The 13859-nt window shown below is 35.7% G+C and carries 15 protein-coding genes and 5 tRNA genes; 1 reads left to right on the top strand and 19 read right to left on the bottom strand.

The window, feature by feature from the left end; genetic code table 11:
- Positions 1 to 16: 16 nt before the first annotated feature.
- The 6 genes from BUB12_RS10895 to BUB12_RS10920 form a co-directional block, all read right to left on the bottom strand.
- Positions 17 to 91, bottom strand: a tRNA-Gln gene (locus tag BUB12_RS10895).
- A 6-nt stretch (positions 92 to 97) separates the two neighbouring features.
- Positions 98 to 174: transfer RNA gene (locus tag BUB12_RS10900), tRNA-Asp, on the bottom strand.
- 23 nt (positions 175 to 197) lie between these two features.
- Positions 198 to 269, bottom strand: a tRNA-Glu gene (locus BUB12_RS10905).
- Between the two features lie 7 nt (positions 270 to 276).
- A tRNA-Ser gene (locus tag BUB12_RS10910) sits at positions 277 to 367 on the bottom strand.
- A 3-nt stretch (positions 368 to 370) separates the two neighbouring features.
- Positions 371 to 445, bottom strand: a tRNA-Asn gene (locus BUB12_RS10915).
- A 452-nt stretch (positions 446 to 897) separates the two neighbouring features.
- Entirely contained in the window at positions 898 to 1350 is a 453-nt protein-coding gene (locus BUB12_RS10920; protein WP_072890851.1) for a SprT family protein, read from the bottom strand.
- 357 nt (positions 1351 to 1707) lie between these two features.
- Between BUB12_RS10920 and BUB12_RS10925 the strand changes: the two genes are divergently transcribed.
- Positions 1708 to 3192, top strand: a complete 1485-nt coding sequence (locus BUB12_RS10925) for a catalase (protein WP_072890852.1) — start codon at positions 1708 to 1710, stop codon at positions 3190 to 3192.
- Positions 3193 to 3265: 73 nt separating this feature from the next.
- Here the strand turns inward: BUB12_RS10925 and BUB12_RS10930 are convergent, their stop codons facing one another.
- From BUB12_RS10930 to alr, 13 genes are all read right to left on the bottom strand, one after another.
- Positions 3266 to 4102: an SDR family NAD(P)-dependent oxidoreductase gene (locus BUB12_RS10930; RefSeq protein WP_407668446.1), complete on the bottom strand. Its 837-nt coding sequence runs from the start codon at positions 4100 to 4102 to the stop codon at positions 3266 to 3268.
- A gap of 171 nt (positions 4103 to 4273) precedes the next feature.
- Positions 4274 to 6436, bottom strand: coding sequence for a Tex family protein (locus BUB12_RS10935; protein WP_072890855.1), 2163 nt, complete (start codon positions 6434 to 6436; stop codon positions 4274 to 4276).
- Positions 6437 to 6586: 150 nt separating this feature from the next.
- Positions 6587 to 7213, bottom strand: a complete 627-nt coding sequence (locus BUB12_RS10940) for a SpoIIE family protein phosphatase (RefSeq protein WP_072890918.1) — start codon at positions 7211 to 7213, stop codon at positions 6587 to 6589.
- Positions 7214 to 7218: 5 nt separating this feature from the next.
- Positions 7219 to 8010, bottom strand: coding sequence for an RNA polymerase sigma factor SigB (gene sigB, locus BUB12_RS10945; protein ID WP_072890856.1), 792 nt, complete (start codon positions 8008 to 8010; stop codon positions 7219 to 7221).
- Positions 7985 to 8458, bottom strand: a complete 474-nt coding sequence (gene rsbW / locus BUB12_RS10950; RefSeq protein WP_072890858.1) for an anti-sigma B factor RsbW — start codon at positions 8456 to 8458, stop codon at positions 7985 to 7987. Before rsbW ends, sigB begins: the two co-directional genes overlap by 26 nt.
- A complete protein-coding gene (locus BUB12_RS10955) occupies positions 8458 to 8790 on the bottom strand; it encodes an STAS domain-containing protein (RefSeq protein WP_072890859.1) in 333 nt (110 codons plus the stop codon). The genes rsbW and BUB12_RS10955 overlap by 1 nt, the downstream gene beginning before the upstream one ends.
- Before the next feature lie 207 nt (positions 8791 to 8997).
- Positions 8998 to 10008 (bottom strand): PP2C family protein-serine/threonine phosphatase, encoded by a 1011-nt coding sequence (locus tag BUB12_RS10960; protein ID WP_072890861.1) that lies wholly within the window; start codon positions 10006 to 10008, stop codon positions 8998 to 9000.
- Between the two features lie 45 nt (positions 10009 to 10053).
- Positions 10054 to 10458 carry an anti-sigma regulatory factor gene (locus BUB12_RS10965; RefSeq protein WP_072890862.1) on the bottom strand — a complete coding sequence of 135 codons (405 nt, stop codon included), beginning with the start codon at positions 10456 to 10458 and terminating at the stop codon, positions 10054 to 10056.
- A 3-nt stretch (positions 10459 to 10461) separates the two neighbouring features.
- The gene (locus tag BUB12_RS10970; RefSeq protein WP_072890864.1) at positions 10462 to 10818 is read right to left on the bottom strand and encodes an STAS domain-containing protein; all 357 of its coding nucleotides are present in this window, start codon (positions 10816 to 10818) and stop codon (positions 10462 to 10464) included.
- A gap of 4 nt (positions 10819 to 10822) precedes the next feature.
- On the bottom strand, positions 10823 to 11692 hold the full coding sequence (locus BUB12_RS10975; RefSeq protein ID WP_200801057.1) for an RsbT co-antagonist protein RsbRA: 870 nt from the start codon (positions 11690 to 11692) through the stop codon (positions 10823 to 10825).
- Between the two features lie 176 nt (positions 11693 to 11868).
- Positions 11869 to 12228 carry a type II toxin-antitoxin system PemK/MazF family toxin gene (locus BUB12_RS10980; protein WP_072890867.1) on the bottom strand — a complete coding sequence of 120 codons (360 nt, stop codon included), beginning with the start codon at positions 12226 to 12228 and terminating at the stop codon, positions 11869 to 11871.
- A 4-nt stretch (positions 12229 to 12232) separates the two neighbouring features.
- A complete protein-coding gene (locus BUB12_RS10985; protein ID WP_200801058.1) occupies positions 12233 to 12517 on the bottom strand; it encodes a CopG family ribbon-helix-helix protein in 285 nt (94 codons plus the stop codon).
- 168 nt (positions 12518 to 12685) lie between these two features.
- Positions 12686 to 13858, bottom strand: a complete 1173-nt coding sequence (alr, locus tag BUB12_RS10990) for an alanine racemase (RefSeq protein ID WP_327196144.1) — start codon at positions 13856 to 13858, stop codon at positions 12686 to 12688.
- Position 13859: the final 1 nt, after the last annotated feature.

The raw sequence follows: 13859 nt of genomic DNA on the forward strand, positions 1-13859 counted from the left end.
CTCACAAACAGAAAAGTGGCTGGGCTACCAGGATTCGAACCTGGGAATCACGGGACCAAAACCCGTTGCCTTACCGCTTGGCTATAGCCCAACTTAATGGCGGTCCGGACGGGACTCGAACCCGCGACCTCCTGCGTGACAGGCAGGCATTCTAACCAACTGAACTACCGGACCTAACTATTCATTTTGTAAGTATATGACCCGTACGGGATTCGAACCCGTGTTACCGCCGTGAAAGGGCGGTGTCTTAACCGCTTGACCAACGGGCCATGTGAATGGCGGAGAAGGAGGGATTTGAACCCTCGCGCCGCTTACGCGACCTACACCCTTAGCAGGGGCGCCTCTTCAGCCACTTGAGTACTTCTCCGAATGGCTCCACAGGTAGGATTCGAACCTACGACCGATCGGTTAACAGCCGATTGCTCTACCACTGAGCTACTGTGGAATATTTTATGATAAATTACTTACCATTTATAAAACTTATCCGACGATAGTTACCCCTGCGTCTTCTAGCTTATTCGAGGATGTCCATTCCTCGGGGTTACTCGTAGCATATTCGGTGGGAGTAGTGCTCGTTGCTCTACCACTGAGCTACTGTGGAATAATAACTTGTCTTTCTTAGCGACAAGAAATATCATACAATAAATTAAAGACACTGTCAACAGCATTTTTAATTTATCTTTTAAATCTCTTTATGACTTACTTCATATGACTTTTTATAATTTACCACGAAACAATTAATTCGTCAATTCATTTTCAATGTCTCTTATTTCATTATCAAAATAAAAGAAAGCGTACTTTTGCAGAAACAAGACAAGAAACTTTTTTAAATTCTCAAGGTATTTTTGTCACTTCACTTAAATACGTACAGTTTAGGTAAAGGACTCTGGAATTAAACTATCTAATATGAACTAACTTCCCTTTACATTTACCACATCGGTATCGATTAATGTTAACCCTTTTTATTCTTTCATATATATAGTTACACTTTTCACACCTGTATATATGTTTGGTTCTATTAATAGAAGGAAGTGGTTTACAATGCCTTGGAGAACCCGTTTCTACTAATAGCTGTTTAAATTCCAAATCTCCATGTTTATAACCTTTTCCTTCTATATGAAGATGATAGTGGCATAATTCATGTTTTATAATTCCTTTAAATTCTTCTATGTCCATTTCGGTAACATATTTTGGATTTAGTTCTATCACATTTGTTTGCGGGAGATAGCGCCCTCCAGTCGTTCTCAATCTATGATTAAATTTAACATAATGTTTAAATGGTTTATGGAAGAATTCAATAGATAGCTGATTCACTAATTGAAATAATTCTTTTTCATTTATAGGATCCATTCTCAAAAACTCCTAATCTTTATTAATTCATTATTATATCATAGCAATTTAATTCATTAGAAATATAGGCTTATTTATTACCGAAATTAAAATAATTATAATTAAACATTGATTTTTATCTATGATGTTATATAATATATTTAGGTCATTTAATGACATTCTTTCCGTGCTTAATGGCATTAACTTATAGTTATACTTGTTATCAATGCTAGAGGTTAAATGAGAAGATAATCTATTACCTTAGCATAATTTGTTGTGTATAAGTTATTCATATTAGCCTTAGCTACGTTCGAAAGTCTAATACTATAGTAATCTCACAATTACTATTGTTATACAAAAATTAGGAGGGTTATTTTTATGAGTGAAGAAAACAAAAAGAAAATGACTACTGCCTTTGGTGCTCCAGTACCTAATGATGATGATTCAAAAACTGCTGGCCCAAGAGGTCCATTATTAATGGAAGATTTCTGGTTCCTAGAAAAACTTGCACACTTCGATAGAGAAGTAATCCCTGAGCGTCGTATGCACGCGAAAGGCTCTGGTGCTTATGGAACATTTACTGTAACAAACGATATTACTAAATATACAAAAGCAAGCCTATTCTCAGAAGTTGGTAAGAAAACTGATATGTTTATCCGTTTCTCTACTGTTGCTGGTGAACGTGGTGCTGCTGATGCAGAACGCGATATTCGTGGTACTGCAATGAAGTTCTATACTGAAGAAGGTAACTGGGATCTTGTTGGTAACAACACTCCTGTATTCTTCTTTAGAGATCCTAAGAGATTCCCAGATTTAAACCACGTTGTTAAACGTGATCCTAAAACAAACATGCATAGTGCCCAAGCTAACTGGGATTTCTGGTCTTCAATTCCTGAAGCACTTCATCAAGTAACAATCGTTATGAGTGATCGTGGTATTCCAGCTAGCTATCGTCACATGCATATGTTCGGAAGCCATACTTATAGCATGTTTAACGCTGACAATGAACGCGTTTGGGTTAAATTCCACTTCAGAACTCAACAAGGTATTAAAAACCTAACAGAGCAAGAAGCAGAACAAGTTATCGGTTCAGATCGTGAAAGTCATCAAAAGGATCTTTATGAAGCAATTGAGCGTGGAGATAATCCTAAATGGAAAATGTACATTCAGGTGATGACTGAAGAACAAGCAAGAAATTCTAAACACAACCCATTTGATTTAACAAAAGTTTGGTATAAAGAAGACTATCCACTTATCGAAGTTGGAGAAGTTGAATTAAATAGAAACCCTGAAAACTACTTTGAAGAAGTAGAACAATCAGCATTCGCTCCTACTAACATTGTTCCTGGTATTGGTTTCTCACCAGATAAAATGTTACAAGGACGTCTATTCTCTTATGGTGATACACAGCGTTACCGTTTAGGTGTTAACCACTGGCAAATCCCAGTTAACTACCCTAAAAACGCTAAAAACTTTAACCCTTATCACAGAGATGGTGGTATGAGAGTAATCCCACATGGTAGTCAAGTATCTTATTCTCCTAACAGTTATGGTGAATGGGAAGATAGCAAAGAACACCAAGAGCCTGCATTACAACTTGGTGCTGATGTAGACTACTTTGACTTCGATGCTGATGATGACTATTACTATGAACAACCAGGTAAGTTATTTAACTTAATGACTGCTGAAGAACAACAACGCCTTTTTGAAAATACTGCAGCTAATATGCAAGGTACTACTAAAGAAGTACAACTAAGACATATTAACAACTGCTATAAAGCGGATCCAGCTTATGGTGAAGGTGTAGCAAAAGCTCTAGGTATTGCATTGAGTGAAGTTGAAGCAGCAAGTGATAGCGAATAATTAGTTTGCTATATCATAAATTCAGAGCCATGTTCACAATTTGGAACATGGCTCTTTTTCTATATACGAATTATTATAAAGAGGTCGTGTCTGTATTAATTCGCGCTTTTCTACTAACTTTACAAACCACTCTCATCAAAGACCGGTGCAATGGGGGGATGATTATAAAAATAAGGTCCATAGTATTACGCAACGGTATTGGGCAAATAATTGGTTTATTTTTATGAACTCCTTTTAGAGTAAGTTTTGCCAAATGTTGAGGTGTCATCATTTTCTGTTTGCTTACTTGTTTTGAAATAACCTTCTTATCAATGTTGATGGCTTTTGCCCTGTCAAAAATAGGGGTATCGACAAAGGTCGGACAAAGAGTAGAAACTTTTACTCCGAATTGTTCAGCTTCGTAATGGAGAGATGTTGTTAAGCCAACGATTGCATGCTTAGTAGATGAATATGCTGAAGAAACAGGCGTTGGTCCTAATCCTGCTGCTGATGCCGTATTTATAATATGTCCGAAACCTTGTTCTTTCATTATCTTATACCCAACATTCGTACCATATATTACACTCCATATGTTAATATTAACTATTTCCTCCCAGTCATCTATCGACATATCAAATAACTCTCCATACATCGCAATTCCTGCATTATTAAACAGATAATCAATTCTACCAAATTCTTTATGAACATCAGTTATTAACGTTTCTACTCTCTCGAATTCTGTTACATCCGTATAAACGAATCTTGCAGTTACATTATCTTGATTTAATTCATTAGCTAAACCTACTCCATCTGCTTCGTTAATGTCAGCAATTATTACAAACACATCACTCCTAATCAATTCACAACATATCGCCTTTCCAATACCTGATGCTCCACCAGTTACAATAGCAATTTTCTTTTCCATCACCATCCCTCCTAGACTCAATTCAAACTTAATTATACGCTATCTATCATTCAATCTATATAATTGTTGAAAATATTCATGCTTTTGTAATAATTGTTATACTGGATACTAAACAACGAAAAGGACTATCACCTTAATTACAGATGATAGCCCCTTTAAAGTTATATAAGACAATGATTATTTATTATCATTAACCATTGATAGTGCAATTCTTCCTTTATTCACATCTACCTGTTCCACCCAAACTGTAACTACATCTCCAACAGAAGCAATATCCATCGGATGCTTCACAAACTTGTTAGACATTTTAGATATATGCACTAAACCATCTTGTTTTACTCCAATATCTACAAAGACACCAAAATCAACAACATTTCTAACGGTACCTTGCAATTCCATACCAGGTGTTAAATCCTCTAATGAAAGAACATTCTTTTTCAACAACGGTTGAGGAAAATCATCACGTGGATCTCTTTCCGGTCGACTAAGAGCAGACATAATATCCTCTAATGTCGGTAACCCAATTTCCAACTCACTTGCCGTTTCTGGTTTACTTAACTTACTTAATGATTCATTGAGCTTGTCCGTTCCAATGTCTCCTAATTTGCAATTAATCATCTTTAGCAATTTCTCTGTATGGCCATAACTTTCTGGGTGGATTGGTGTGCGATCTAATGGATGTTCCCCATCAATAATACGCAAAAATCCTATAGACTGTTCATATGTCTTTGCACCCAATCTTGGAATTTTCTTTAATTGTTTTCTATTAACAAACTTTCCATTCTCGTCTCTTTCTTTAACAATATTATTTGCTACTGTTTTACTTAAACCAGATACATATTGTAAAAGAGAACTTGAAGCAGTATTTACATTAACACCAACCTGGTTTACAGCAGTTTCAACCACAAATGTTAGTGATTCATTTAGAGCTTTCTGACTAACATCGTGTTGGTATTGACCTACTCCGATAGATTTTGGGTCAATCTTTACTAATTCTGCTAAAGGATCCTGTACACGCCTTGCAATGGATGCTGCGCTACGCTCCTCAACTTGCAGGTCTGGAAATTCCTCTCTTGCCAATTTTGAAGCAGAATAGACACTTGCACCCGCTTCATTTACGATGATATACGGAATATCAAGTTCATGTTTGGCAATTACATCGGAGATAAATTGTTCCGTTTCACGAGAAGCAGTTCCATTTCCAATGGCAATTAACTCTACATCATATTTACGGATAAATTCCATTACCGATTTCTCTGCTCCAACTACATCATTTTTCGGAGCAGTAGGATAAATGACACCAACTTGGTGCACTTTTCCTGTTTCATCAACCAACGCTAACTTACATCCCGTACGATATGCTGGATCTACTCCAAGTACAGTCTTCCCTTTTAATGGTGGTTGTAGTAATAGATTTTTCAGATTTGTAGAGAAAACCTCTATTGCTTGTTGTTCAGCCTTTTCAGTAAGAGAATTTCTTAATTCACGTTCAATGGACGGTTGAATCAAGCGTTTATAACTATCCTCTATAGCAGCTAATAAAACATCTTGATGATTTGCATTCCTTATTATTTTCTTTGTAAGGTAGTCCACAATTCGTTCGTAAGGGGATTCAATTGAAACTTTTAGAATCCCTTCTTTTTCGCCACGATTAACAGCCAAGATACGATGAGATACCATCGAACGTACGGATTCATTGTAATCATAGTACATTTCATAAACACTTTTCTCGTCTTTATCGGAATCTTTTACTTCCGTATGAACCGTTCCACGCTTATACGTCTCGTCCCGTATAAATTCACGATAAGTCGGATCGTCTGATACCCATTCTGCAATTATGTCATTTACACCACTCAGTACTTCTTCCACTGTATGTAGCTCATGTTCTTCCGATAAATATTTCGTTGCCTCTTGTTCTATATTCACAGGCTCTTGTTTCCACACCGATTCAGCTAAAGGCTCTAAGCCTTTTTCTTTTGCAATCGTAGCCTTCGTTCTTCGTTTTTGTTTATAAGGACGATACAGATCTTCTACTCGTTGAAGTTGTGTTGCCTGTTGAATCTCATTTCTTAATTCCTCAGTTAACTTCCCTTGTTCATCTATAAGACGAAGAACTTCTTCTTTTCTTTCTGCAAGATTTTTTGCGTATTCCCATTTATCTTGGATTAGTTTAATTTGTACTTCATCAAGGCCACCTGTCATCTCTTTACGATAACGTGCTATAAAAGGCACGGTATTCCCTTCATTCAATAACGTAATCACCTTTGTTACGATAGACGGTTTTACTTTTGCTTCTTTAGAAACCCATGTCACTAAATCTTGTTCTAATTCATTTGCCACAATACTTCCTCCTTCTATACTCCTCTATTCTACCAAAAATCAAATATCATTTCCTATAATAGAAAAATGCAGACACCAAACCAAAACTTATGAGTACATCTCTTAATTTGAACATAAAAAAACCCCGTACACCATACCCGTGTAACGGGATTAAATTATATTATTTTTTTTATATGAAAGACCTTTAGGTTTTTCTTTATATCGAAATGCAATAAGGGTTGTATCATCTTTTCTAGGAGTTTTATTCTGAAGGATAAATGATTGAATGACATCATTTACATCTTGATGTTGATAAAATTTGTTGGATAAATCAGTACTTGTTACACCATCGGAGAACATGATAAAGTTCATTTCTTTTTCTAGTACCTCTTCAACTACTTTAATGTCTTTCTTTCCACCAGACAAGTACCCTGAATTTGGAATTGTTCTTTTTTTACTTAAATCTTTTGAAATGGCAATCATGCCAATATTGCCTACTGATACAAAAGAGTATTTCTTAGTATGATAATCAATTTTAATAATTCCTAATACGACTCCACGCTTTCCTTGAAGCTGTTGATTGCATACTTTGACCATCTCTTTCATTGGTTTATTATAATTGCGTTTAATACTTTCTATTACAGCATCAGAAGACTCTCTTGCAAACGTACCACTGCCAAGTCCATCTGCAATCACACAAATAAACTTATCGTCGGTTTCAATGTAGTAATAACTATCCCCGCATAATTTATTCCCATCTTTAGCTTTTTGGTATACAGCTACTTCTACTCGATTCATTACACTCAATCTAAAACCTCCGTACTATCAGATTGGATTGCTTCACGGAGTTTCCTTAGTGCCCTACGCAACAGTCTAGACACATGCATTTGTGAAATATCTAAACGTTCCCCTATTTCTTTTTGGCTTAAATTCTCAAAGTACGTGTAACGGAGTATTTGTTGTTCCCGTTTTGTTAAAATAGGTAATATTTTTTCAAGTAATATTCTGTGATCCGTTTGTTGATATCCATTCTCTTGGTTCCCTATTAAATCTAATATAGTGATTGATTTCCCATCTGTGTTTGTATCTACTTTTCTATCTACCGACAAAGCATTATAACTTTGTCCCATCTCCATGGCCTCTAATACATCCTCTTCCGAAACATTTAGTTCATCGGCAATTTCCTTTACATTAGGGGCTTTCTGATTTTTACTAGTTAGTTCATCAACTGCTTTTTTAATTTTTGGCCCTAATTCTTTAATGCGTCTTGGGACATGTACACTCCACGTTTTATCTCTGATAAATCGTTTAATTTCTCCTATAATTGTCGGTATGGCAAAGGACTCAAATGTTTTACCAAATGAAGAATCGAAGCGATTAACGGAAGCTAATAAACCAATCATACCAACCTGAACCAGGTCTTCATGAATATCACTGTTCTTAGAATACTTCCTAGCAATGGTTTCTACCATGTCTTTGTACGCAATGACGATTTGTTGTTGTACTACTTCATCTTCAGGATTCTTTTGTAGTTGCTCTATCCATTGATAAATTTCGTCTCTCCCTTTATTATTTGGTTGAGACGCGGTCTTCATCAAAAGCCACCTCAATTCCATCCCTATATTTTGTCATTAGTACAACTACACCTGAATTATTATTAATTTCTACCTTATCCATTAACGCATTGATCAAGTGTAAACCAAAACCACCCGCACGTAAGTTATCGATAGAACTATCATCTTTATAAGGTCCAATGTCTGCTTTAACCTCATTTAAATTAAAACTCCCACCGTGATCTGCAACCATTACTTCTAATCGGTCCTCATACACTCCAAAACCTAATGTGATTTCCCCATTTTCATTTTCACGGTATGCATGTGTCACAGCATTAGTAATTGCTTCTGAAACAGCTACTTTTAAATCCTCAATATCTTCATATGAAAATCCCATACGGTTCGCAATACCAGATATACTTAATCTAACGACCCCTACATATTCTGCTTTTGCAGGAACCTTCATCTCTATAAAATCAAATGTTTCCATTACTTTATTCCACCTCTCATCACAGGATTAATATCCATAACTTCATCTAAGCCTGTAATGGTAAATATTCTATACACACGATCCTGCAAGTTGATAATCTTTATATGACTATTATTTACCTTTGTCGCTTTATAAGCGTTGATCAAAACTCCTAATCCTGTACTATCCATATAATTGACATCTTTAAAGTCAACAATTACTTCTGCATTCTCCGCGCTCACCAGTGGAATTATCTTTTCTTTTAATTGTGGTGCTGTAAAGACATCAATTTCTCCAGAAACATTTATAACAACTTTCTCATTTTCTTCCTTAACATTAATACTAATCTCCATATCTTAACTTTCCCCCTACTTATACTTATGTTTTGTTACTATGACACAGCATTGTAACTGTTCCATAAGAGAGAAATAAATAACCACTTTTAGAAAGTAATTTAGTTAAATATTCCTAGCCACGGCTATTTAAATGTCAAAAAAAAGCACAGATGTTACTCTGCTTCAAAAATGATTCTATTCTGCTATACCCCTTTTATAGAACGATTAAACTTTTTTCTCTAAAATTATTAATGTGAAATCGTCCTTTAAGTTAAAATCCTGAAGGTTTTCAAAATGTTTATATATCATCTCTGCTGCTTCTTGGGGAGGTAAATGTATGTACTGACGGATGATGTCTAGTGCTTCCTCTCTCTCTATAAATTTCTTTCCACCTCGGCACTCCGTAACTCCATCCGTTAACATAATCACTATGTCACCTTTATTCAATTGAAGTTCATATTGTTTATATGTAGAGTCTGAATTTATTCCAAGAACAAGCCCTCTAGCCTCAATATCCTGAAACTCCTTTGTTACTGCATTGTATAGAAAACCAGGCTCATGCCCAGCAGAAGAATAAAACAATTTTCCACTGTCTGGATCGAATTGAGCATAAAACATCGTTATAAACATACTCGGGTCTACGTTTCTTTCTACCACTCGATTCAAGTTTTCTAAAATAGAATTCGGTCGCATAAGCTGCTCTGGAAAACTGTCCATCGCATATTTAATCATGGACATACAAAGAGCTGCAGGAATTCCTTTCCCAATTACATCTGCAATCGCAATTCCAATACTTCCATCTTTCCCTTGAATGAAGTGATGATAATCTCCATTCATTTGATGCGCCGGAACGCTGATTACTCCGATATCGAGTTCATCTATTTGCGGTACTGTTGTTTTTAATAGAGTATCTTGAACATTTGCAGCAACAGATATTTCAGATTTAATTTGACTTTGTTTTTCACGCAAGTACTGATATTCTTGATGTGCTAATCCATAGGAAATCATCGTCTCTAATAAAAAGTTCATAGAATGCTTAAATTCTATAAGTAAATCTGGATATAGTTCTGTTAACGCCTGGATATGTAAATTTACAATTTCTTCAGGTAGAATATTATTCTTTATAAAAGTTTTAGTAATCTGTTCCGCGCCATATAATGATTGTTCATTTTGGGATTCAATATAACTTTTTAATAACATTTTATATTTCGAAGCGTCTATTTTAGTTGTATCCATGGGTTTCTCTCCAATCTTTCAGAGTTAGTATTTTTCTTTTTTTCTTTACCTCACCCATTTGATTGTATTTATTATTGTACCTTTACCTTCCTCAGAAGTAATATTAAACTCATCCATAAGTCGTTTGACACCTGGCAAGCCTGCTCCTAATCCTCCCGACGTTGAATATCCGTCTTCCATCACAAGACTAATATCAGGTATTCCTGGGCCATTGTCTTCTGCCACAATCCTTATTCCTCTACGTTCCATCTTTTCGATTGCCTCTATATAAATCTTCCCGTCAATTGCGTAAAGATAAATATTACGCGCTAATTCAGATACTGCTGTAGCTATTCTTGCCTGGTCAACCGTCCCTGCACCTAGCTTTTTTGACATATCCCTTGCTAGTTGTCGAGCAGCAACAATGTCCCATTCTTTATTTATATTTATATAAGATGGGGATGAATTCATCGATTATTCCCCCAATTCCTGGCGGAGTTTTACTAAGCCTTGCTCAAGATCTAAAGCAGTTGGTACATTTTTTAAGTGAATTCCCAACTCTATCAATGTCATAGCAACAGCAGGCTGTATTCCCGTAAGTACAACTTTCGCCCCCATTAAATCTGACATCGTAACTACATCACCTAGCACCTTGGCAATAAAAGAATCTATGATTTCAACTGATGTTAAGTCAATTACTACACCAGAGGAACCTGTTTTATGAATTTCATTTAATAAATCTTCTTGAAATTGAATAGCCGTTTGATCGTCCAATTCAGTTTGAACAGAGATTAAAAGATAATTATATAGTTTAAGAATAGGAATTCGCATATCTTCACTCTCCTTTTAAAGACTCAATGATATTTTTTGTGTGTTCTACTTTGGAATCTAGGTCAATTATTTTTCGATTTGTAATTTCAAGCGCTGTCATGAAGCCTTTCTTTAACGAGCTTTTTGTTGGAAAGTCTCCTAAATCAATTCCTAGGTTAACGATGGTTTGGGCAATCTCAGGACGAATTCCCACAACAATACATTTTGCCCCAATTAACCGCACAGCTTCTGCAGCTTGAATGATATGATGTGCTACCATTGTATCTACCACTGGAACTCCAGTTATATCTATTAGCACTACCTCCGAATTATGCTGCATAACTCCATCTAATAGGTTTTCCATAATTAACTTGGCACGTTCAGTATCTATTGTACCGATTAAAGGCATGACAGTTATTCCTTCCATTACTGGAATTAGAGGAGCCGATAGTTCTTGTAAAGCTACACGTTGTAAGGAAACAATATGTTCCCAACTCCCGGAATATTCATTTACTAACTCACGAATAATTGGTTCTATCCATAAGTCTACACTCTCTAGTATTGTTGAAAATTGATCCGTATCTACCTGCTCTGTATTTTTAAGAATAAAATCTATTGTAACTCGCCTAAACACTTGCAGGCCATCCGTGATATAACTTAATGGCCATCCCAATTTAATAATCTTCTCTGAGAATTTTTGAACCGTTTCCATAGATCCCTGATTTTTTAAACTAATAAAAATCACTTCTACAAATTCTCTATTGGTAACTTCAAAGGACTCTTTAGAAATACCTGCTGTGTGATTGTATTCTTTTAATAGGCTAATTTCCTTCAACCACATACTAACGATCGATTCGCTATTATCAATAACGATTCTCTTAAGGTTATTATCCAATTTATAGTACCCCCCAAATTTTAATTCACTTATGTCCATTTTCACATGAATGCTAATATTGCGCAAATAATCCGTATAATAACTATAAAATAATAATAAGCATTATTTTAACTGTTTCGTAAAGATTAATAGGCAAAATAAAAAACCCTCTGATTTCACGGTGTCCCAGGGGTTTTTCATTGACCATACATTTCTTTAAGTCCTAAACTTATTTCAAGTGCATGGTTTATCTTTTTCATCATTTCATTATCTAGTTTTGTGATTTTGTCCGTTAAACGCTGCTTATCTAATGTTCTTATTTGCTCTAATAAGATAACAGAGTCTCGGTCAAAACCATATTGTTTTGCATCAATCTCAACGTGAGTTGGTAGTTTTGCCTTTTGAATTTGTGCCGTTATCGCAGCAACAATAACTGTCGGACTAAATCGATTGCCTATATCATTTTGAAGGATCAATACTGGACGTATACCTCCCTGTTCTGATCCAACAACAGGGGATAAGTCAGCGAAATATACTTCGCCTCTTTGTACGATCAAATCGCTACACCCCGATCACAGTGCGCTCTAGAGTGATTTCAGCCTCCTCCTCAGCTTGAAAAGCTTCAGAAGCAATCGATAAGTTGATTCTTGCCATTTCTTGATAGCCTTTTTGCATGGATTCATAGAACTTCTGAATGTGTTCTTCTTTCTTCGTTTCCAAATAGGTTCTAGTAGCTTGACAAATAAAATCACTTAGATCTTTATTTTCATATTGCATTATTCCATCCACCTCATTTAACAGGTTTTTTGGTAGTCGCACCATAATCTCTTGTAAACTCTCTGACAAAACCATGCACCTCCGCCAACTGTTGAACGACCATATTAAAATTCATTCTAATAATATCATTGAAAAGACTATAATGCAAAGGTTTCTCGTAACTTTTTCGTAAATATATCGTCATTTTGTATTATATTTATCTATATTCACCAACTATTCCATTATTATCCTAATTTTTCATGATTCGTCCAATTCTACTACCCGGTTATTCTCATAATACACTCGAGGTACACGCTCATTAATCATGCATGGAATCTCATAATTGATTGTTTCTAGATAATCAGCAATCTCATCCACTTCGATGATTTCACCATTTTGTTCACCTATTAACGTAACCTTTGTTCCTATATCGTATTCTTTGTCCAAACGAATCATAAGTTGGTCCATACAAATTCGACCTATAATTGGCATTCTTTTTCCATCTACAAGAACACTAGCTCCTTGTAGTTTACGACTCCATCCATCTCCATAGCCAATAGGTACTGTTCCTATCCATTCTGTATCACTAGTAAAATACGTGTTCCCATAACTAATCGAGGCATTTGGTTCTACCTTTTTCACATGAATTAACCGACTATGCAAGGAAAACGACGACTTCAGTGACAAATGGTTTTCTTCTTTAACAGTTAGCGAGGGATACAACCCATACATGGATATGCCGAATCGAATATAATTATGCATTTTCTTAGGAAAACGTATGGAAGCAGCACTATTACCAGCATGAATCATGATTGGCTCTTCCAGTTGATCGTTTATTATCCCTAAGTACTCATTAAACCTTGAATTCTGATAATCATAATAATCCATAGTATCAGCATCAGCTGTAGCGAAGTGGGTATATGCTCCAGTTAAATATATGTTCTTTTTTCTGTTTAATTCCTGTAAAATGCTCTTTAGCTCTTCTTCGGAACGAACCCCAATTCTTCCCATTCCAGTATCTAGTTTCAAATGAATATTTAATTTTGATTTCAACGCACTATCATCTATTTTTTTTAACCACGATTGTTGAAAAACAGTTAAAGTAACATGATGTTGTGCCGCTAGATGTGCAAATGTTGAATCGACCCATCCTAAAACAAGTATAGGCACATCTATTCCAGCATCCCTTAATTCAATCGCTTCTTCCAACAAGGCAACTGCAAGTGCTTTTGCACCAGCCTGCAGTGCTTTCTTAGCAATCCGAATACTGCCATGTCCGTAGCCATTCGCTTTAACTACTGCCATAATATTACTAGTAGATGGGAGTATTTTCTGTATCTGGGTAATATTATATTCTACTGCATCTAAATTAACCTCTACCCATGTTGGCCGATAAAAGTCCACTAGCATGTCACCATTCCCTTTCTTCAAT

It is taken from the genome of Ornithinibacillus halophilus, from assembly GCF_900129485.1.
In the GTDB taxonomy this organism is placed as follows: Bacteria; Bacillota; Bacilli; order Bacillales; family Amphibacillaceae; genus Ornithinibacillus; species Ornithinibacillus halophilus.

What these genes read in the sequence shown, in the direction of transcription:
- BUB12_RS10920 (WP_072890851.1), bottom strand. Translation starts at nt 1,350, where the DNA reads ATGGATCCTATAAATGAAAAAGAATTATTTCAATTAGTGAATCAGCTA.
- BUB12_RS10930 (WP_407668446.1), bottom strand. Translation starts at nt 4,102, where the DNA reads ATGGTGATGGAAAAGAAAATTGCTATTGTAACTGGTGGAGCATCAGGT.
- BUB12_RS10955 (WP_072890859.1), bottom strand. Translation starts at nt 8,790, where the DNA reads ATGGAGATTAGTATTAATGTTAAGGAAGAAAATGAGAAAGTTGTTATA.
- rsbW (WP_072890858.1), bottom strand. Translation starts at nt 8,458, where the DNA reads ATGGAAACATTTGATTTTATAGAGATGAAGGTTCCTGCAAAAGCAGAA.
- BUB12_RS10960 (WP_072890861.1), bottom strand. Translation starts at nt 10,008, where the DNA reads ATGGATACAACTAAAATAGACGCTTCGAAATATAAAATGTTATTAAAA.
- BUB12_RS10940 (WP_072890918.1), bottom strand. Translation starts at nt 7,213, where the DNA reads ATGAATCGAGTAGAAGTAGCTGTATACCAAAAAGCTAAAGATGGGAAT.
- BUB12_RS10925 (WP_072890852.1), top strand. Translation starts at nt 1,708, where the DNA reads ATGAGTGAAGAAAACAAAAAGAAAATGACTACTGCCTTTGGTGCTCCA.
- BUB12_RS10965 (WP_072890862.1), bottom strand. Translation starts at nt 10,458, where the DNA reads ATGAATTCATCCCCATCTTATATAAATATAAATAAAGAATGGGACATT.
- BUB12_RS10970 (WP_072890864.1), bottom strand. Translation starts at nt 10,818, where the DNA reads ATGCGAATTCCTATTCTTAAACTATATAATTATCTTTTAATCTCTGTT.
- sigB (WP_072890856.1), bottom strand. Translation starts at nt 8,010, where the DNA reads ATGAAGACCGCGTCTCAACCAAATAATAAAGGGAGAGACGAAATTTAT.